The sequence below is a fragment of the Clostridium sp. UBA7791 genome (genome assembly GCF_002480755.1).
Lineage (GTDB): Bacteria > Bacillota > Clostridia > Clostridiales > Clostridiaceae > Clostridium_J > Clostridium_J sulfidigenes.
On sequence record NZ_DLCT01000003.1, the window covers coordinates 204,065 to 224,331 of the forward strand.

Annotated in this window: 17 protein-coding genes and 1 other annotated feature; of the genes, 15 read left to right on the plus strand and 2 right to left on the minus strand. The window is 30.7% G+C overall.

What is annotated here, in order from left to right; genetic code table 11:
• Window positions 1–265: 265 nt before the first annotated feature.
• The 7 genes from B3Z56_RS02520 (at window position 266) to rlmD (ending at window position 11,376) form a co-directional block, all read left to right on the plus strand.
• A complete protein-coding gene (locus tag B3Z56_RS02520; RefSeq protein WP_346876639.1) occupies window positions 266–2,173 on the plus strand; it encodes an acyl-CoA dehydrogenase family protein in 1,908 nt (635 codons plus the stop codon).
• 50 nt (window positions 2,174–2,223) lie between these two features.
• A complete protein-coding gene (locus B3Z56_RS02525) occupies window positions 2,224–3,423 on the plus strand; it encodes an FprA family A-type flavoprotein (RefSeq protein WP_346878165.1) in 1,200 nt (399 codons plus the stop codon).
• A gap of 363 nt (window positions 3,424–3,786) precedes the next feature.
• Window positions 3,787–4,124 (plus strand) — a binding site (T-box leader).
• 159 nt (window positions 4,125–4,283) lie between these two features.
• The gene (gene lysS / locus B3Z56_RS02530) at window positions 4,284–5,804 is read left to right on the plus strand and encodes a lysine--tRNA ligase (protein ID WP_346876637.1); all 1,521 of its coding nucleotides are present in this window, start codon (window positions 4,284–4,286) and stop codon (window positions 5,802–5,804) included.
• Between the two features lie 377 nt (window positions 5,805–6,181).
• Entirely contained in the window at window positions 6,182–7,141 is a 960-nt protein-coding gene (pfkA, locus tag B3Z56_RS02535; RefSeq protein WP_346876636.1) for a 6-phosphofructokinase, read from the plus strand.
• A gap of 108 nt (window positions 7,142–7,249) precedes the next feature.
• Window positions 7,250–9,007 carry a pyruvate kinase gene (pyk, locus tag B3Z56_RS02540; protein WP_346876635.1) on the plus strand — a complete coding sequence of 586 codons (1,758 nt, stop codon included), beginning with the start codon at window positions 7,250–7,252 and terminating at the stop codon, window positions 9,005–9,007.
• A 321-nt stretch (window positions 9,008–9,328) separates the two neighbouring features.
• A complete protein-coding gene (locus tag B3Z56_RS02545) occupies window positions 9,329–9,688 on the plus strand; it encodes a DUF1540 domain-containing protein (protein ID WP_346847660.1) in 360 nt (119 codons plus the stop codon).
• Between the two features lie 149 nt (window positions 9,689–9,837).
• Complete coding sequence (rlmD, locus tag B3Z56_RS02550; protein ID WP_346876634.1) at window positions 9,838–11,376, plus strand: 23S rRNA (uracil(1939)-C(5))-methyltransferase RlmD; 1,539 nt, start codon at window positions 9,838–9,840, stop codon at window positions 11,374–11,376.
• Window positions 11,377–11,746: 370 nt separating this feature from the next.
• On the opposite strand, the gene B3Z56_RS02555 is transcribed toward rlmD, so the two are convergent.
• The gene (locus tag B3Z56_RS02555) at window positions 11,747–12,073 is read right to left on the minus strand and encodes a hypothetical protein (protein ID WP_346876633.1); all 327 of its coding nucleotides are present in this window, start codon (window positions 12,071–12,073) and stop codon (window positions 11,747–11,749) included.
• 141 nt (window positions 12,074–12,214) lie between these two features.
• Complete coding sequence (locus B3Z56_RS02560; protein ID WP_346876632.1) at window positions 12,215–12,541, minus strand: hypothetical protein; 327 nt, start codon at window positions 12,539–12,541, stop codon at window positions 12,215–12,217.
• Between the two features lie 405 nt (window positions 12,542–12,946).
• Here B3Z56_RS02560 and B3Z56_RS02565 point away from each other — a divergent pair, with 405 nt between their 5' ends.
• From B3Z56_RS02565 to B3Z56_RS02600, 8 genes are all read left to right on the plus strand, one after another.
• Window positions 12,947–13,105 carry a hypothetical protein gene (locus B3Z56_RS02565; RefSeq protein ID WP_346876631.1) on the plus strand — a complete coding sequence of 53 codons (159 nt, stop codon included), beginning with the start codon at window positions 12,947–12,949 and terminating at the stop codon, window positions 13,103–13,105.
• 90 nt (window positions 13,106–13,195) lie between these two features.
• On the plus strand, window positions 13,196–15,628 hold the full coding sequence (locus tag B3Z56_RS02570) for an ABC transporter permease subunit (protein WP_346878166.1): 2,433 nt from the start codon (window positions 13,196–13,198) through the stop codon (window positions 15,626–15,628).
• Between the two features lie 28 nt (window positions 15,629–15,656).
• Complete coding sequence (locus tag B3Z56_RS02575) at window positions 15,657–16,637, plus strand: oligopeptide/dipeptide ABC transporter ATP-binding protein (protein WP_346847657.1); 981 nt, start codon at window positions 15,657–15,659, stop codon at window positions 16,635–16,637.
• Complete coding sequence (locus B3Z56_RS02580; protein WP_346878167.1) at window positions 16,627–17,571, plus strand: ABC transporter permease subunit; 945 nt, start codon at window positions 16,627–16,629, stop codon at window positions 17,569–17,571. The genes B3Z56_RS02575 and B3Z56_RS02580 overlap by 11 nt, the downstream gene beginning before the upstream one ends.
• An 11-nt stretch (window positions 17,572–17,582) precedes the next feature.
• A complete protein-coding gene (locus B3Z56_RS02585) occupies window positions 17,583–18,545 on the plus strand; it encodes an ABC transporter ATP-binding protein (RefSeq protein WP_346847655.1) in 963 nt (320 codons plus the stop codon).
• 220 nt (window positions 18,546–18,765) lie between these two features.
• Complete coding sequence (locus tag B3Z56_RS02590) at window positions 18,766–19,446, plus strand: YeeE/YedE thiosulfate transporter family protein (RefSeq protein WP_346847813.1); 681 nt, start codon at window positions 18,766–18,768, stop codon at window positions 19,444–19,446.
• A 19-nt stretch (window positions 19,447–19,465) separates the two neighbouring features.
• On the plus strand, window positions 19,466–19,699 hold the full coding sequence (locus B3Z56_RS02595) for a sulfurtransferase TusA family protein (protein ID WP_035132122.1): 234 nt from the start codon (window positions 19,466–19,468) through the stop codon (window positions 19,697–19,699).
• Between the two features lie 12 nt (window positions 19,700–19,711).
• Window positions 19,712–20,239: a YeeE/YedE thiosulfate transporter family protein gene (locus tag B3Z56_RS02600; protein WP_150841602.1), complete on the plus strand. Its 528-nt coding sequence runs from the start codon at window positions 19,712–19,714 to the stop codon at window positions 20,237–20,239.
• Window positions 20,240–20,267 lie beyond the last annotated feature (28 nt).

Below are 20,267 nucleotides of genomic sequence, written 5' to 3' on the forward strand. Positions count from 1 at the left end.
AAAATAGTATTAATTAAGGTAATTATAATAAATTTGCATAAAAATTTGACAATAGAAATTATAAGTTTTATAATAATAATTATTAACAAATAAATTGAATTACATAATTAATTTAATTATTAGAAAGTCATATAAACAATTTTAGTTTCAACTTGTATTGTAAGTATATTGTACTTTCTAAATTAAAGATTATAAATTTTTATAAGTTCTATTAATAAAATTTGTAAAAATTAAAATAAAACACTAAATTAAAGGAGGTAAATTTATGTTTTTTAAGACTACAGAAAAACACGAAACTTTTCGTGTAAAAATCAGAGAATTTGCAGAGACAGAGGTAAAGCCACAAGCATTTATGTTGGATCAAGAAAGTAAGTTTCCAACTGAGGCTATAGAAAAGTTAGGTAAAATGGGGGTATTGGGTACTCCGTATCTTAAAAAATATGGTGGATTAGGTCTAGATATACTTAGTTATGCCATTGCTGTTGAAGAACTTTCTAGAGTAGATGGTGGTACAGGTGTAATTTTATCAGCTCATGTTTCTTTAGGAACATATCCAATTTTTGCATATGGAACTGAAGAACAAAAGCAAAAATACATGATTCCGCTAGCAAAAGGGGAAAAGATTGGTGCTTTTGGTTTAACTGAGACAAACGCTGGTAGTGATGCTGGTGGAACTGAAACTACTGCTGAACTAGAAGGAGATTATTATATTTTAAATGGTGGAAAGATTTTTATAACTAATGCAGATAAGGCAGATACTTATGTTGTATTTGCTGTAACTACTCCAGGTATAGGAGTTAAAGGTATAAGTGCCTTTATAGTTGAAAAAGGATGGGAAGGATTTACATTTGGTGATCATTACGACAAGATGGGAATTCGCTCTTCTGCAACTGCTGAATTAGTATTTAATAATGTTAAAGTACCTAAAGAAAACTTATTAGGTGAAGAAGGACAAGGCTTTAAAATAGCTATGGGAACATTAGATGGCGGTCGTATAGGGATTGCAGCTCAAGCTTTAGGTATAGCTCAAGGAGCTTATGAAAATGCTTTAGAATATTCAAAAGAAAGAATACAATTTGGAAAGCCTATATGTCAACAACAGGTAATTTCATTTAAATTAGCTGATATGGCAACTAAGCTAAGGGCGGCTAGGTTTCTAGTATATAGTGCTGCTGAACTTAAGGAAAATCATGAGCCTTATTCTATGGAAGCTGCTATGGCTAAACAATATGCGTCTGATATATGCTTAGAAGTTGTAAATGATGCATTACAAATCTTTGGAGGAACTGGTTACCTTAAAGGAATGGATGTAGAAAGAGCATATCGTGATGCGAAAATTTGTACTATTTATGAAGGAACAAATGAAATTCAAAGAATGGTAATTGCATCTCATATAATTGGAAAGATGCCTAAAAATGAGAATAGAGCTAAAAAAGGTTCAGCTGGTGGAGTCACTGGTGCTCGTAAGAAAATGATTATGAAAGATGGAACAGCAGAGGAAAGAGTTGCTAAGCTTGTAGAAGCATTGAAAGCAGATGGCTATGATTTTACTGTTGGTATTGATATAAATACTCCAATATCTAAGGCAGAGCGTGTTGTCAGTGTAGGTAAGGGAATTGGAGAAGAAAAAAATATGGAGCTTGCTAAAGCTTTAGCTATTCAAGTTGGTGCAGCAATTGGATCATCTCGTCCTGTAGCTGAAACCTTAAAATACTTACCGCTAAATCGTTATGTTGGAATGTCAGGTCAAAAATTTAATGGAAATCTCTACATAGCATGTGGTATATCAGGTGCTGGTCAACATTTAAAGGGTATAAAGGATGCTACTACCATAGTTGCTATTAATAATAATCCTAATGCTCCAATATTTAAGAATGCAGACTATGGTATTGTTGGAGACTTACTAGAAATAATGCCATTATTAACAGATGCTTTGGATAACGGAGAACCAAAAAAGGAAGCACCTCCTATGAAGAAAATGAAAAAGTATGTTCCTAAAAAGGTTGTTCCTAATTGGAAGAGATATGTTTGTAATGGATGTGGCTATGAATATGATCCAGCCATAGGCGATATAGAAAATGAGATATCACCAGAAACTCTATTTGAAGCTCTTCCAGAAGAATGGATTTGCCCAGATTGCGGTGAAGAAAAAGATAGTTTTATAGAGGTCTAATTCTATAGCAGAAATTTTAAGTTTTTTACAATAAAAAGGAGGAGTAATTTATGTTTTGTGTTAGAAAGGTAACTGAAGACCTTTATTGGGTAGGTGGAAATGATAGGCGTCTAGCTCTTTTTGAAAACGTTCATCCAATTCCAAGAGGAGTTTCATATAATTCATATCTACTATTAGATGAAAAAACTGTGCTATTTGATACTGTAGATTGGTCAATTTGTAGACAGTTTTTAGAAAATATACAAGCTGTTTTAAATGGTAGGCCATTAGATTATTTAGTAATAAATCATATGGAACCGGATCATGGGGCTGCTATTGAAGAAATAATATTGCGTTATCCTGATGTTAAGATTATAAGTACAGAGAAATCTTTTCTCCTAATGAGACAATTTGGATTCGAAATTGATGGTAGAATGGAGGAAGTTGTAGAGGGAGACGTAAAATCTTTTGGAAAGCATGAGATAACTTTTGTAGCTGCACCAATGGTACATTGGCCAGAAGCTATGGTTACATTTGATACTACAAATGGTGTTCTTTTTTCAGCTGATGCTTTTGGATCTTTTGGAGCATTAGATGGTAAGCTATTTAATGATGAGGTTGACTTTGACCGTGATTGGATTGATGACGCTAGAAGATATTATACAAATATTGTTGGAAAGTATGGACCACATGTTCAAGCATTGTTAAAAAAGGCAAGTGGACTAGATATTAAAATGATTTGCCCACTACATGGTCCAATTTGGCGTACAGATCTTGGATATCTTATTGATAAGTATGATAAATGGAGTAGATATGAACCAGAAGAAAAAGCAGTAATGATAGTTTATGCTTCAATGTATGGTAATACCGAAGCTGCAGCTACTGCCTTAGCTACTAAATTTGTAGAAAAGGGAATGAAAAATGTAGTTATGTATGACGTTTCAAGCACTCATGTATCTGAACTGATTTCAGAAACCTTTAGAGTTAGCCACGTAGTTTTAGCTTCTGTAACCTATAACCTTGGTATTTACCCACCTATGCATAGTTATCTTATGGATATGAAGGCTCTTAACCTTCAAAAGAGAACTTTTGCAATAATTGAAAATGGCTCATGGGCATGTAAGTCTGGAACTTTGATGAGTGAGTTCCTAGATAAAATGAGAGAAATGACAGTTCTAGAAGATAAAGTTACACTTGTATCTTCTATGAATGAAGGAAATTTGACAGATATGGATACAATTGTTGAAGGTGTTATAAAATCAATGAAATAGTTATAATAAACATGTTGTTTAAGGGATATTTACCTAAAACAAATTATGATGTTACTTTAATTGTAATTATCACCTTCACCATGAAACCCTCGATAGAAATATCGAGGGTTTTCTTCTGCAGATAATTTAGAATTATTTATTTAGATGAATGGATAAGACGAAGGCTACGCCTATGCTATTGGTAACAATGGAAGAAAATTAAGACTAAATATGATAATCTTAAGATCTTAGGAAATGAATAATTTCCAACAATCCTATTTTAGCAAGAATGCTAAATAATAAATATCTATCTCATACTCGATTGATAATATAAATTTTTTAAAAATTCTTGACATTGTATTTTGAGTATATTAAAATATACTCAATAAAACTATGAAGAGAAGAGTAATCAAACTCAATTTTTTTACAGAGAGCTTTAGATGGTGAGAGAAAGCAAAAAACAGTTTGGTGAAAAAAGCCTCGGAGTTTTACACAGGATCTTTACTTCACTAGAGTTTATCTTTAAGTGAGGTTGCTTCTTAAAAAAGAAAGAAGTTTCCTTTAGGAAGAGAGATGGTGTAACGGGTGCTCCCGTTATAGAGCTAGGGTATAAGCTTAATATATTTTATTGTAAAGCCGTACTTGAAAAGGTTAATATGGTGACATATTAATAAACTGGGGTGGTACCACGAAGTTGAACTTACCAAACTCTCGTCCCCAAGACTATTGTCTTGGAGGTGAGAGTTTTTATTTTGCAAAAATATAATAATGGACGAAAGTAACGTAACTGAGTTTACTAGAAAACTATAATGAGGTGTTATTTAGATTCATATAAGTTATGAGAAATTAAAAAGCAAAATTGAAAGGTGGTACTATTATATATGTACAATGATTATGTAGAATTAAATAACTTACAAGAAATAATGCAAGATGCCAATGAATTTAACGTAGAGAGAATAAAAAAATTAAATGAACTTTTAAGCAGAGGAATCAATCCTTATCCCTATACTTTTGAGCCAAACACTACTTCGAACTATATAACAAAAAACTTTGATAAAATAGATAGTGAAGAGAGATTTATTTTATCAGGAAGAATAATGCTTTTAAGAAGAATGGGTAAAGTAACATTTTTAAATTTAAGGGATCAGAATGGAAATATTCAAGTGTATATAAGTAAAAATGATCTTGGTGAAGATGCCTATGGAGTTATTAAACTTCTTGATGTAGGAGACATAATTGGTGTAGAAGGATTCGCATTTAAAACAAAAACGGAGGAAATAACTATTAAAGCCCTGAATGTTACCGTACTTTCAAAATCTATAAGACCGCTTCCAGAAAAATATCACGGAATTCAAGATATGGATTTAAGACAAAGACATAGATCTCTAGATATGATAATGAATGAAGATGTAAGAGATAGATTTGTAAATAGAGCTAAGGCTATGTATGCCATAAGAGAGTTTATGAATTCTAAAGGGTTTATGGAAATGGAAACCCCTATTTTAGATACAAAATATGGCGGAGGAGAAGCTAAACCATTTATAACTAATGTAAATGCATTAGACTGTGAAGTATTTATGAATGTATCTCCAGAGTTATACTTAAAAAGATTGATGGTTGGAGGCATTGATAGAGTTTTTAGTATGGGACGTTCCTTTAGAAATGAAGGAATAGATAGAACTCACTATCCAGAATTTACATTGTTTGAATGTTACATGGCTTATGCTGACTATAATGATATGATGAGAATTATGGAAGATTTATATGAGAACGTATTTACTAAAATTAAAGGAACAACTAAGGCTGTGTATGACGGTGTTGAAATTGACTTTAAAGCCCCTTGGAAGAGAGAAACTATGTGCAATCTAGTTCTTAAAGATACAGGAATAGATGTGGAAAGGTTAACTAAGGAAGAAATAGTACATCTAATTATAGAAAAAGAATTATTAGAAGAGGAGCAAAGGGACGGATTTAATATTGAAGAAGCAAATAAAGGAGACTTAATACTTACATTATTTGAGGCTTATTGCGAGGATAAATTAATAGAGCCAACCTTTGTAATAGATTTTCCATTAGATTCGTCTCCACTATGTAAAGTTCATAGAGAAAATCCAGAGTTAATAGAAAGATTTGAACCTTATGCCTTTGGAGTAGAACTTGGAAATGCATATTCAGAACTTAATAATCCATTAAGACAAAGAATTTTACTTCATGAGCAAGCAGCAAAATTAAGAGCAGGACTTGAAACTGCTAGCCCAATGGATGAAGAATTTGCAGTAGCTATAGATGTAGCTATGCCACCAGCTGGAGGTCTTGGAATAGGAATAGATAGAATGATGATGTTTTTAACAAACTCATCATCTATAAGAGATGTAATTGCTTTTCCATTAGTAAAAAGATAATTAAAAGATAATATGAGAAGAGTTAGCTCAAATTTTACTTAGATTTAACTTTAATTTGCATGAAGATATAAAAAATTTATTGATATTAGATTGTAAATTGAATTATTGGTAAAGATAAGTTTAATTGCAGAAGTAGCTCTTCTTAATTTTGTATATAAATTTTATTAAAATTTATTAATTATAAAGGATAAAATGGGAAGAATAAATTATAAGAGACTTTATTAAAAGTTGACAACATTTACAATAGCAAATTTATAGATATTTACTCAAATGCATCCAATAATAGGTTGCAAGGAGTAACTCTAAACATTAAACTTAAGTTAAGTAAGTAGAGATTTAAATAAATAATAACCACAATAAAGCTAGGGGGTAATATAGTGAAAAAAATTGCAGTATTGACTAGCGGTGGAGATTCACCAGCAATGAATGCAGCAATAAGAGCTGTAGTTAGGATTGGAATTGAAAATGAAGTCCAGGTATTTGGAGTACATAGGGGATTTAATGGGCTTATTAATGGGGAAATATTTGAGATGGATAGACACTCTGTTTCTGATATAATTCAAAGAGGTGGTACTATCCTAAGGACTGCTAGAAGTGAAGAGTTTAGAACACCTGAAGGGAGACAGAAGGCACTTAATGTTATTAAAGTCCTTAAAATAGATGGAATTATAGTCATTGGTGGAGATGGATCCTTTAGAGGAGCTAAGGAATTAAGTGATTTAGGTATACCAACAGTTGGAATACCAGGTACTATAGATAATGATTTACCTTATACAGATTATACCGTTGGTTTTGATACAGCTTTAAATACAGCTATTGATGCCATAAATAAAATTAGAGATACATCTAGCTCCCATGAAAGAGTGAGTGTAATTGAAGTTATGGGAAGAAACTGTGGGGATTTAGCTTTATTTTCAGGTATTGCTGGTGGGGCTGAACAGGTAATAGTTCCAGAAAAAAAATTCACTATTGAAGATATATGTGAGAATATTTTCAAAGGAAAACGTAATGGTAAGCTTCATAATATTATAATCTTAGCTGAAGGTGTAGGTGGAGCACAGAAATTAGCTAAAAGCATAGAGAAAATAACGGGTATAGAGACTAGGGCAACTGTGCTTGGATATATACAAAGAGGCGGAAGTCCAAGTGCTTTTGATAGAATTTTAGCTTCAAGAATGGGTAGTAAAGCGGTAAAAGTGTTGTTAGAAGGAAAGACAGCAAGACTTATTGGTATAAAGGCAAATAAAATTATAGATATAGATATAAAAGAAGCTTTAGATTTAAAATCATGTTTTAATGAAGAGTTATATAAATTAAGTGTAGATTTGTCGAATTAATGGGTTATAGATATTGTAGAGTTACAAATTTTTTAATATAATTTTATACATTGATAAAGTTATCTAGGCAAAAAAATTTAAGTCTATGTAATATAAAGGAGGATAACTATGAAGAAAACTAAAATTGTTTGTACAATGGGACCTACTACTGATGAAAAGGAAATTATAAAAAAGTTAATTGAAAATGGTATGAATGCTGCCAGATTAAATTTTTCTCATGGAAGTCATGAAGAACATAAGAGAAGAATAGATATGGTTAAGGAAGCAAGAGCTGAATTAGAAAAGCATATTGCTATATTACTTGACACAAAGGGGCCAGAGATTAGAACTGGAAACTTTGAAAATGGAACTGTAGAACTTAAAGAAGGAACAACTTTTATAGTTCATTGTGGAGAGGATATTATAGGAGATGAAACTAAATGTTCTATTACTTATAAAAACCTATATAAAGATGTAAAACCAGGAAACATACTTTTAATAAATGATGGATTAGTGGCATTAAAAGTATTATCTATAGAAGGTAAAGAAATAAAAACTCATGTTGAAAATACAGGAGTTATAGGAAATCACAAGGGAATGAATGTGCCAGGAGTTAAATTAAATCTTCCAGCATTAACAGAGAAAGATATAGCAGATTTAATGTTTGGTATAGAAAGTGAAGTAGATATAGTAGCTGCATCTTTTATAAGAAAAGGTACAGATGTTCTAGATATAAGACATCTTCTTGATAAGAATGGTGGAGATTATATTCAAGTATTTTCAAAGATTGAAAATAGAGAAGGCGTAGATAATATTGATGAAATTATAAGATATTCTGATGGAATTATGGTAGCAAGAGGGGATTTAGGAGTGGAAATTCCTACTGAAGAGGTACCAGTAGTTCAGAAGATGATTATACAAAAATGTAATGAAGCTGGAAAGCCCGTAATTACTGCAACTCAAATGTTAGATTCTATGATTAGAAATCCAAGACCTACTAGAGCAGAAGCTTCAGATGTAGCTAATGCGATCTTTGATGGAACTGATGCTATAATGCTAAGTGGAGAGACTGCTAGTGGTAAATATCCAGTAGAAGTTGTAAAAACTATGTCTCAAATAGCTATGAAGGCAGAGGAATATATAAACTACGAGGAAAGTCTCAAGAAAAGAAGAAAGTTACATGTTGCTAATGTGCCTAATGCTATAAGTGTAGCTACATGTACAACAGCAATGGAGTTAAATGCATCAGCAATAATTACAGCGACTCAAAGTGGTCAAACAGCAAGACAAATATCTAAATATAGACCGGAATGTGAAGTAATAGCTTGTACTCCTTATGAAAGGGTTGCAAGAAGTTTAGCACTAAATTGGGGTGTGTTCCCTGTAATAACTCCAAAATTAAAAGATACAGATGAATTAATAGATAAGACTTCAGAAATTGCATTAGCAGCTAATTATGTAAAGAAGGGTGATCTTGTAGTAATTGTTGCAGGAATACCGATGAACTACATAGGTAGTACAAATATGATGAAGGTTCATATTATAGGAGATGTACTTTTACAAGGTAAAGGAAGTAATTCTGGTACAGCCTTTGGAACAGTAATGCATGTAAATAATTCTAAGAAGTTTTTTAATTCTTTAGATGAAAAGCAAATTATTATAGTAGATAAATTAAGTAGAGATTTTTCAGATGTGCTTAATGAAGTTGGTGGAATAATAGTAGAAAGCGATGAGATGAGTTCTAGTGTATTACTAGAATGTGCATCAAGAAACATTCCTATTATATATAACGCACAAAACGCATCTTCAATTATAAAATCTGGATGTTTTATAACTATGGACTCAAAAGTAGGAATGGTATATAGCGGCAAAGCTAATATTAAGTAGTTTCATCCAAGGAATTATTTTAAAATTAAGATAATTATGGTATTTATGTAAATTTTATAAAAAATATTGAAATTATCTGAAATTTAATGTATAATTAATAATCCAATGGATAAGACTTAAAATATAACATTTTTGGCAACTGATTCATTATTGACACCCGTTAAGGGTGTCTTTAATTTTTTCGAGAGTTTTAATTTAGATATATTAGCATTAAGAAGTAGCTATAATTTTAGACCTACCCCGTGCATAAAAAAAATATTTTTCCACATAATAGTATTATCTAATGACTTAAGAAAATAATTAAGAATAGGAGTGCTATGAATGAGTGGAAATTTAGCATGTAATGCAACTAATTGTACACACAACAACTCTGGAATGTGCACCGCTAATACTATCCATGTACAAGGAGCAAATGCTCACTCTAGTGAGTATACTCAGTGTGGAAGCTTCACAGAAATGGGAATAAAAAATTCTCTTTCAAATGTATATAATATGAATATTGGAGGAGAAGTAAAACAAAGCTTTAATAACTTCGCTGGAGGTATAGGACCAAGAATAATATGTGATGCAATAAACTGTAGGTATAATATCAATAAGGATTGCGTTGCAAACTTTGTACACATTAATGGGGTAGGTGCAATAAGTAGTAATAGAACAGACTGTGAAACTTTTAAGATTTAATTCACTATAGTAAGGGTAACTTTAGTTAATTTTATTAATAATCTAAAGTTGCCCTTACTTTAATTTTATATTATGACTACTTATTATGGTTAATTGACTAGTTTTCTGATAAAATTAAAATTAATTAGAAGCTAATAAAGGGTGGTTTTATGAAAATACGTAAAGAGATAAGTAAGGTTAAAGTTATAGAAGAAGCTGAAAAAGAAGAGAGAGAAAGAGTGAAAGCTTCATTAGAAAAAGAAAGATTTCTAAAAGAGGATAGGGAAAGTGAAGAAAGAGAAGCAGAGATAGAAAATCTTATTTTAGAATTAAATAATAATCATGCAGATATAGAAATTGCGAAGAATAAGGATTATATAATTAAGATAGAAGGATATGGACATGAAGGAGAAGGGGTAGGTAAAATAAATAACTTTACTGTGTTTGTTAAAGGAGCCATAAAGGGTGAAACAGTAAAGATAAAGCTTATAAAAGTAAGTAAAACCTATGGAATAGGTAAACTATTAGATGTAATTCTCTCATCTAAATATAGGACAGAACCCATATGCCCAATTTATAAGAGATGTGGAGGCTGTAATCTTCAACATATATCCTATGAAGAACAACTTAACTTTAAAACTCAAAGAGTAAAGGATGTTATGGAAAGAGTAGGAAAGATAGAAGGATTAAAGGTACATAATACTATGGGTATGGATTTCCCATATAACTATAGAAATAAGGTTCAGTTACCAGTTGGAAATAATGATGGAAATATAGTAGTAGGATTTTATGCACCAAGATCTCATGAAATAATCAATATGGATCACTGTTATATACAAAGTAAAATAGGTGATAAAGTTGTTAAGATCCTTAAGGAATGGATGAAAGAGAATAAAGTAACTCCTTATGATGAAAAAAATCATAGTGGTGTAGTTAGACATATAATGATTAGAGAGGGGTTTAAGACTAAGGAGGTAATGGTTGTAATAGTTACTAATGGAGAAAAGTTACCTAATATAAAACCACTTATAAAATCTCTTAGAGAAGAAATTTTAAATCTTAAATCTATAATTCAAAATGTAAATAAGGATAAAACAAATGTGATTTTAGGTAACAAATCTATTACTCTATGGGGAACAGATACAATATCAGATTATATAGGTGAATTTAGATTTAATATATCACCATTATCTTTCTTTCAAGTAAATCCTGTACAAACAGAAATTCTATATAAAAAAGCATTAGAATATGCAAGTCTTACAGGAAACGAGATTGTATTTGATGCATATTGTGGTACAGGGACTATATCACTGTTCTTATCTAAAAAAGCTAAAATGGTATATGGAATTGAAATAATACCAGAAGCTATAGAAAATGCTAATGAAAACAAAATAATTAATAATGTAAAAAATGTGGAATTTATAGTAGGAAAATCAGAAGAAGAAATTCCAAAACTAATTGAAGGTGGAATACACCCAGATGTAATTATGCTAGACCCTCCAAGAAAGGGCTGTGAGGAATCACTTCTACATGCCATAGCAGAAGTAAGACCTAAAAGGATTGTTTATGTATCATGTGATCCTGCAACATTAGCAAGAGATTTGAAAGTTTTTGAAGGATTAGGCTATAAGGCTGTAGAGCTGCAACCAGTAGACATGTTCCCTCAAGGACATCATGTAGAATGTGTAGTCAATCTAATTAAGCAATAGGGCAATTTATAAGAGTTAAACAAGATGGAATAGTTTAAACTTCAGACATTCTTCCGATATGTTTTTTATATGTCGGAAGTTTTTGTTTTTAGAACAGATTCTAAGATATCAACAGTATCATCTTTAATCCTTTTAGTTATAGAATATCATTGACTACTTTTACTTCTTTCAAAATAACAAAATATCTGAAACCCTTGAGACCACAACAACTATTTAACTAGTTATATAGTTTCCTATTAACATATATAAATAGTTTAATATATAACTATTTATTATATGAAAATATAAATTAAGATCAAGAATAAGGTCATATGAGAGCACTGCTGTAAGGCGGTATTCTCATATGACAATGAAATAGTAAATGTATATTTTATTTTGCTGGTTTTATAAGTACTTCTCCAGCACCAAATATAACAATTCTATATTTGGGAGTAAGAGGAATTAAATCATGTATTGGAGATTTAGGCTCTAAACGTAGAAATTGCAGTGAAGTAAGATTTTCATCCATAACTATTAAGTAAGAATTATCCTTTGATGAAATGTTTTGGATAGTATAAAGATTATCTTTTGTAGGAGCAAAGTCTGATAATGTGTAAATACCTTCTTTATAAGTAGTGTTGTCAGATGCAAGAGCTACAATAGAAGTACTAAGTATTAATGCAATCAAAATTACTAATGTGGTAGTAAATTTTTTCATATAATAGCCACCTTTCGATAATAGTTTATGTAGTCAAAAAATAATGTAAAATAAAAATTTTATAGTATTTGTAAAGGGAATACATATCAATAATATATATTTTATTTATTACTAATTTAAGATTAAATAGAAAAATATATATTAATCAACACCTTTAATGAATATTTCACCATCTCCAACTATAAAAATTTTATATTCTGATTTAAGAGGAATTAGATTATATCTTGACGATTTTGGAGTTAGGTATATAACTTGTAATAAGGTATCATTTTCACCCATAACTGCGAAGTAACAATTACCTTTTGATGAAATATTCTGAACGAAGTAAGAATTGTTTTTTGCAGGAACGAAGTCTGATAATTTATATGAGCCTTCTTTGAATAGATTTTGGGCAAATGCAGGAGTAGAAGCAGATGCACCAAACATTAGAGTTATCAAGATTAATAGCATAACAGTAAATTTTTTCATATAATGACCACCTTTCAACAATAGTTTATGTAGTTGAAAAGATAATATACAGATTTACGATTTAGGAAGTACGTTAGATAAAATTATCTTTGAAAATTGAATAGTACGGTGTTTAAAAAGTATGTTATGATTATTTATATTTGTGTATAATTTATATTGAGTACCTACACTGATAATTATTAATTAGGTATAAGAATTACAAGTCTTTATATCCAGTATTTTATCAGTGGAGTTTCTTTTTTAAAAAGTTCATTTAGCTTTATAACAGGAATGTTATTTAAATAGCATTACAGGTGTATAGTTGTGTATATAATAATTTTAAAATGATAGAGAATAAAAATAAATTTTAATATTGAATTTGAATGTGATTAGAAATTAGAAGTTATATATTAGAATATCACAATAATGCTAAAGAAAGTTATACAAGAATCCATGTATAAACCAGTTAAGATTAAAAATAATAATCTTTGCTGGTTTTTTATGTTGAAAAAATATTGGGGTTTTACGATTAATGTTGAAATATGGCATTTGAAATTCATTGATGAAACCTTTACGATTAGATAAAATAATAGACAAGTATATAACTATTAATTTACATATAGAATAAAAATATACTTATGAGTAAAATATTATTTGAAGGGAAGTACCTATAAAATGAAAAAGATAAATTTTCCACTACTTCTTGGAAGTATAATTGTAATATTTCTAGCAATTGTGGCCTTTTACCCAGAATTTTTCACATCAAAGGATCCTCTTTTTGAAGAAGCACCTAAGTATATAGAGTACAAAGAGGAAGGTGAGTGGGTGAAAAAGTTCGCTTACAACCCAATGCCGCCTAATAAGGATAATATTTTTGGAACAGATGATGCTGGAAGGGATGTATATTCAAGGCTTGTATATGGAACAAGAAATACATTAAAGTTAGCACTACTTATAGGTATATTTAGAATGATTTTAGCTCTTCCCCTTGGATTAGCTGCAGGAATGGGTATAAAGTTTATTTCAAATATAATAAAAATATTTAATACATTTTTTACTGCTATACCTATGCTTTTATTTAGCTTTGTAATTTTGAACATTGGATATTTCAGAAATCTACAAATGGATAAATCAATTTTTGCTTTTGCAATAGTACTTACCATTGTGGGATGGGCAAAGTTGGCTGGAATAATTGAAGATTCAACTAGGATGGTTATGGAAGAAGATTTTATTGAAGGTGAGATAGCTATAGGGAAGACAAAACTGCAAATAGCACGTCAAAATGTTTTACCTCACATATTACCAACTAGTATAAGCTTATTTTTTAAAGAAATGGGTATGGCGTTGTTTTTAATTGCTCAGTTAGCAGTTCTTGAAATTTTTGTTGGAGTAACAAGATCTATCAATGAACTAGCTTTTAAGGCAAATTATGCAATGAATTTAGAACCTGAATGGGGAGGTAGCCTTTCTAGAATTGCAGAAAATGTTGAAAAATACCAAGCAACATATTGGATGACCCTTTATCCTATATTGGTTTTTAGTATTGCAATCATTGGGATAAACCTTACAGGAGAAGGATTAAAAATAGAATTTCAAAAGAGAGATTCTAGAGTGATTAGTTCTATTAGAAAAATTGGTTATCTAATATCACCAAAAATGTTTATATCTCAAATTAAGGACATTAAGAAATACTACAAACCTGTAATTATCAAGAGTTTAATTATAATAGGAATTATTACATGGGTGATAATCCCTTGGCATCCAAGCCTTTATGAATTTGACATAGATCAAGCAAAATTACATCTTGAAGAACTTACAAAGGACAAATATGGAGGTAGGGTAGCTGGAACTGAAGGTGGATATTTAGCTGGAGAATATATAATTGATACTTTAAAATCCTATGGATATCAGGTGAATACCCTAGATATATCATTAATAGAAACTACAGATAAAATAAAAAATGAAAGTTTTGCACAAAAGCCTAAAACTTTGACTCCTGTGGTAATTGAATCAGGGTGTATAAAGCTTAAAGATGACAAAGGTGAGAATAAGACTTACTATCTTAATCAAGACTTTACAATTATATCTGTAAGTAAAAATATATTTAATGATACTCCAGAAGAAGAATTGCATTATAAAGGAGTTGCTGCAGAACCTGAAAATATAATTAATATACCAGAGGGTACAGAGTTTTTTTCAATTGAGAGAAATTTCAATGGTCTAGGAAATGAATCTCAGAATACTACTAATAATCCTAATAATAAAGCAGTTAGTGATATACAGTTTATATTATCAGAAGGCTACAATACAAACACCAACGTATACCTTTCTGAATCTACTATTATTGTTCCCTTTGATAATTTAAGGTTGGAGTTAGAAGCTGGTTACAGAGAAGTTGAAATAGACCTTGATTATCCAGAGATGCCTAAATATAATGGACGAAATATTACTGCGTTTTTACCTGGAAAAGACAAAACATATGAAGATCCAGGCGAATTAATATTAATAGGAGCAAGCTATGATGGTGTTCATATAAATGAAACTCAAATTACACATGCAATGACAGCAACTCCTACTGCAATATCGCTGGAGGTGGCAAGGATGTTGTCTATTGCAAAGGAACCATTGGAAAAATCAATTCAATTTATATTCTGGGACAATGAATATGATTTTATGAAGTACTCAAATGTTGATGGTTCCTATGATTACAATATAACAAGAAATATACCTGTAAATATGGCAATATCACATAAGTACTATTATTTTGATATAAGCTATCCAGGTTATAGTAAGGATGAAAATTTAAATATTATTACTGCTAAAGCTCAGATAAGAGAGAAAAGTAATTATCTTATGGGGCTGGGAATGGAAAAGCGACTTAAACAAATGGATGTGAAATACCAAAGATTTCATAATGATTATACAACTACAAAAGCTATGAATAATTTGAGCTTAAATGCACTTTCAAGTGTGGCAATAGGGAATTCTTCCACAGAGGGAGTTAATAGTAGTATTGACATCTTAGAAAATGTAAATTATAAAAAAATGAAAGATATTGGACAAATTATATTAGATACCATGACAATGAATTCTTATATGATGGATTAGTAAGAAACCTTTGAAAAGGAGAAAAACCATGATAGAAGTAATAAATCTAACTAAACAATTTTTAATAAAAGACAAAATTTTTGGTGTGAATAAAGGGGTTGTACATGCAGTAAATGGTGTTAACTTTAAAATAGAAAAGGGAGAGACTTTGGGTCTTGTTGGAGAGTCAGGAAGTGGTAAATCAACCATAGGGAGATTGATGTTAAGACTCTTAGAACCAAGTGACGGAAAGATATTCTTAGAAGGAAGAGATATTAGTACCATTAGCAACAAAGAATTCCGAAAGCTAAGAAAGAATTTACAAATAGTTTTTCAAAATCCCTATTCTGCATTAGATTATAAAATGACTATTGAAGATATTTTGATTCAACCACTTCAAATACACAATATAGTTAAGCCATTAGAATACAAAAAAGAGGTGTTAAGATTACTTGAAATGGTAGGATTATCAGCACAGGATGCTAATAAGTTACCTCATGAATTTAGTGGAGGTCAGAGACAAAGAATTGCAATAGCCAAAGCTTTGGCAACAAGACCTAAGTTTGTAGTATGTGATGAATCTGTATCAGCTTTAGATGTATCTGTTCAATCACAGATACTCAATCTTATTATGGATCTTCAAGAAGAGTTTGGTTTATCATATTTATTTATATCCCATGATCTAAGTGTAATAAGGCACGTTAGTAACAAAGTAGCAGTGATGTATCTTGGAAAAATAGTAGAAAAAGGTAGTGTAGATGATATATTTGACTCTCCAAAGCACCCATATACTGAAGCATTAATGTCTGCTTCACCAGTACCAGAGCCTAGCAGAAGCATTGATAGAATAAAGCTTCAAGGTGAAATACCTAGTGCAATGAATATACCATCAGGATGTGCATTCCACAATAGATGTCCTAAAAGAGTGGCTAAATGTGAAACTGTTGAGCCAGAACTTATAGAACTTGATAATGGAAGGTTAGTTTCTTGCCATTTATATGAAGATGGGAGGAGTAAAAATGAAAGCTGAAATATTAAAGGTGGTAACTAAAAAAGTTTTTATGAATATATTAATACTCCTTGTAATTGTATTTCTTGTTATAGCTGTAACAGGAATACCATTAGATTTTGATATAGTTTCATACAATGGAAAACACACACCTAATATGAATATGGATGGAGTTATCGAAAACATAAGAAATAACTTTAAAATATTTTTGCGAGGTGAAGAATTTAATATTAAGGTTCAGGGAGAAACTATAGGACAACTATTACTTAAAACAGCAACTAAAAGCTTATTTATATTATTTTTTGGAACGCTTTTAGCAGTTGTTATTGGAATTCCTAAAGGAATTATAGATAGTAGAAAGAGGGAGAGGAGTGGAACAATAAAATTACTGCAATCTCTAATACCTCTTTCAATCCCAGATATATTAACAATAGTACTTGTACAGATGGGTGCTATATACTTATATAACAACGGAATTTCATTATTGGGTTTAGGGCCACTGCCAGCATTGGGAGATGAAGGATTTGTAAATGCAATTTACCCTATAATATCAATATCAATACTTCCAGCAGCATATATTGCAAGGATAACAGCTACTACAATAGAAGAAAATTTTGAAAAGCCATATATACTGGCAGCTAGGGGAAAGGGATGTTCTAGGGTTCAAATTATAAAAAACCACATGATGAAAAGCATAATCTATGGAGTGTTATCTGGATTTCCAACAGTTATGGGTATAATGTTTTCAAGTCTTATTATAGTAGAAAGATTATTTTACTTTAGAGGAATGGGATTTTATATGATACTTTTTTATACAACAGATTTGATTCCACCATATGAAGGTGGAATAGCCTTTACTACATTTATTTTATTTCTGGCGATTTTTTACTATTTTATTTTTCTGATTTTTAATGTGTTAAAAGATATTATAGTACCTAAGACAAAATTTCATTAAGGAGGGATAAGATGACATTACTTCAGGTTAAGAATTTAAAAACATATTTTTATTTGAATGGAAAGGAATATCCTGCAGTAGATGATATAAACTTTACCCTAGATGAAGGTAAAACAATGGCGATTATCGGAGAGTCTGGAAGTGGTAAAAGTGTGACTGCTTTATCTATCATGGGGTTAATTGATGCTCCAGGAAAAATAATTCATGGAGAAATACATTATAAAGGAGAAAATTTGCTTAAAAAGAGTGAAAAGGCAATGAGACAAATAAGGGGAAATGAAATATCTATGATATATCAGGATCCAATGACAACATTAAATCCTATGAATAAGGTAGGAGAACAGATTGCAGAAGCTCTCATAATTCATAAAAAAATTAGTAAGAAGGAAGCTCAAAAGGTTGTTATAGAGTTAATGAAAGCCGTTGGTATTACGGATGGAGAAGAAAGATATCATCAGCTCCCTAATCAGTTTAGTGGGGGAATGAGACAAAGACTTATGATAGCGATGGCAATAGCTTGTAATCCTAAAATATTAATAGCAGATGAACCTACAACGGCTTTGGATGTTACAATTCAAGCAGAAATTTTAGATCTATTACGTAAACTTAATAGTGAATACAATATGTCCATAATATTAAATACCCATGATTTGGGAGTAGTAGCAGAGATGGCAGATGAAGTAGTGGTAATGTATTGTGGAAAAGTTATGGAAATAGCACCAAATAAAGAACTATTTGAAGAGCCTATAAATCCATATACTAAAAAGCTTATGGAATGTATTCCAAGAATAGATGATAAAAAAAGGAGATTAGATACAATTGAAGGATATGTTCCACATCTATCACAATTATCAAAGGGATGTAGATTTTCAGATCGTTGTCATGAAGCCTGTGATAAATGCAGAAGTGAATTGCCAGATTTAAAAGAGGTTTTTAAAGGACATTGGTCTAGATGCTGGCTTCATGAAGATTAGTTTAGGGTGTTTTTAAATAAATCATCTGAAAAAATAACATTTTATATAAAAGAAAATTCATGTAAATATAAATATGATTTGCTACCATAATTTTAGTATTGGTAGCAAATTGTTTTTTTATTAAAATATTGACCAATATATATTATTGGTTTATGATATGGGCATAATATATAATTTTGAGGCACGAAATATTAATTTTATTTAAAGGGATGATAATATGTTGTCAAAAGAAATGGATGAATTGATTAAGCAACGGCAAGGTCAAGTAAAAAAGGAAAATTCTCAGATTCCTTACGGTGTTGCATTGCTTTTAATTACATTAATAATGTGTGCTATACTTTGGAAAAGCAAGTTTAATTATGCTGTATGTTTAGGTGTAGGTATTATAATTGGTATTATTTTAAGATATTCGAGATTTTGTTTTACAGCAGCATTTAGAGATCCTTTTATTAGTGGAAATACAAGAGGGTTAAGAGGGATGATACTAGCTATGATTGTAAGTACTGTAGGTTTTGCTGTAATTCAATCTGGATATATTCATAATAAAGGTATTGATTACAATTTGATTCCAGGAGCAGTTAGTTCAGTAGGTATTCATGTAATGATTGGTGCTTTCATATTTGGTATTGGAATGGTTTTAGCTGGAGGCTGTGCTTCAGGTGTATTGATGAGAATAGGAGAAGGACATGCTTTACACTGGGTTGTCCTTATAGGATTCATAATTGGAACCTTACTAGGAGCTAAGGATTATTCTTTTTGGTATGAGCATTTTATTAAGGATGCTAAGACCATTTACTTTTTAGAGCATTTTGATTTGAAAATTGTTGTTTTAGTGCAGATAGTTGTATTAATAATTTTATATAAATTAGCATTAAGGTATGAAAATAGACATTTGAAATAATTGTAATGGAGGAGCTTATATGACAGTAAGAAAGGTAGATTGTTTAAGCGAATTATGTCCTATTCCTTTGCTAAGGGCAATGCAGGAGCTTAAAACAATGGAGCCAGGAGATATTTTAATTCTTAATTGCGATCATAGTTGTGTAGCAATTGATATAGAGAAGTGGGCACTAGAAAAGGAATATCCCATACAGCTTGTGGAATTAGGTAGAGGAGAGTGGGAAGTATATATTCAAAAGCCAAAAGGAAAATAGGGGAGAGATAAAATGAAGTCTATAATAAAATATCTTAAGAAACCTTGGCCTTATTGGGTAGGTGGAATTTTATTAGGAGTAATGAATGTAATTTTACTAGGTCTAATTGGTATAAGCTGGCAAATAACTAGTGGTTTTTTATTATGGGGTATTGGCATACTACAATGGTTTGGGTTAGACCCCTTTAAATGGGAGTATTTTAGTCATTTTCAATCTTACTACGGTCCTATAATTTCCAATGGAAACATATTTATTAATCAATATACAATTTTAAATATAGGTGTTATTTTAGGATCTTTAGTTGCAACGTTATTAGCTTCCCAATTTAAATGGAAGAAAATAAAGAGTAAAAAGCAGTTTATAATTGCTCTTTTAGGAGGAATTATGATGGGATATGGAACTAGGCTTGCCGTTGGTTGTAACATTGGTGCTTTTTTCAGCGGTATACCGTCTTTTTCCTTACACGCTTGGGTTTTTGGTATTTTTGTAATGTTGGGTACATGGGTAGGAGTTAAGATTTTAGTTAAATTCTTTATATAAAAATGGAAAAGAGGACATGTGTCCTCTT

Coding starts and splice junctions, on each gene's coding strand:
- B3Z56_RS02570 (WP_346878166.1), top strand. CDS start 13,196: ATGAAAAAGATAAATTTTCCACTACTTCTTGGAAGTATAATTGTAATA.
- B3Z56_RS02565 (WP_346876631.1), top strand. CDS start 12,947: ATGCTAAAGAAAGTTATACAAGAATCCATGTATAAACCAGTTAAGATT.
- lysS (WP_346876637.1), top strand. CDS start 4,284: ATGTACAATGATTATGTAGAATTAAATAACTTACAAGAAATAATGCAA.
- B3Z56_RS02560 (WP_346876632.1), bottom strand. CDS start 12,541: ATGAAAAAATTTACTGTTATGCTATTAATCTTGATAACTCTAATGTTT.
- B3Z56_RS02525 (WP_346878165.1), top strand. CDS start 2,224: ATGTTTTGTGTTAGAAAGGTAACTGAAGACCTTTATTGGGTAGGTGGA.
- B3Z56_RS02585 (WP_346847655.1), top strand. CDS start 17,583: ATGACATTACTTCAGGTTAAGAATTTAAAAACATATTTTTATTTGAAT.
- rlmD (WP_346876634.1), top strand. CDS start 9,838: ATGAAAATACGTAAAGAGATAAGTAAGGTTAAAGTTATAGAAGAAGCT.
- pyk (WP_346876635.1), top strand. CDS start 7,250: ATGAAGAAAACTAAAATTGTTTGTACAATGGGACCTACTACTGATGAA.
- B3Z56_RS02545 (WP_346847660.1), top strand. CDS start 9,329: ATGAGTGGAAATTTAGCATGTAATGCAACTAATTGTACACACAACAAC.
- B3Z56_RS02555 (WP_346876633.1), bottom strand. CDS start 12,073: ATGAAAAAATTTACTACCACATTAGTAATTTTGATTGCATTAATACTT.
- B3Z56_RS02575 (WP_346847657.1), top strand. CDS start 15,657: ATGATAGAAGTAATAAATCTAACTAAACAATTTTTAATAAAAGACAAA.
- B3Z56_RS02600 (WP_150841602.1), top strand. CDS start 19,712: ATGAAGTCTATAATAAAATATCTTAAGAAACCTTGGCCTTATTGGGTA.
- B3Z56_RS02580 (WP_346878167.1), top strand. CDS start 16,627: ATGAAAGCTGAAATATTAAAGGTGGTAACTAAAAAAGTTTTTATGAAT.
- B3Z56_RS02520 (WP_346876639.1), top strand. CDS start 266: ATGTTTTTTAAGACTACAGAAAAACACGAAACTTTTCGTGTAAAAATC.
- B3Z56_RS02595 (WP_035132122.1), top strand. CDS start 19,466: ATGACAGTAAGAAAGGTAGATTGTTTAAGCGAATTATGTCCTATTCCT.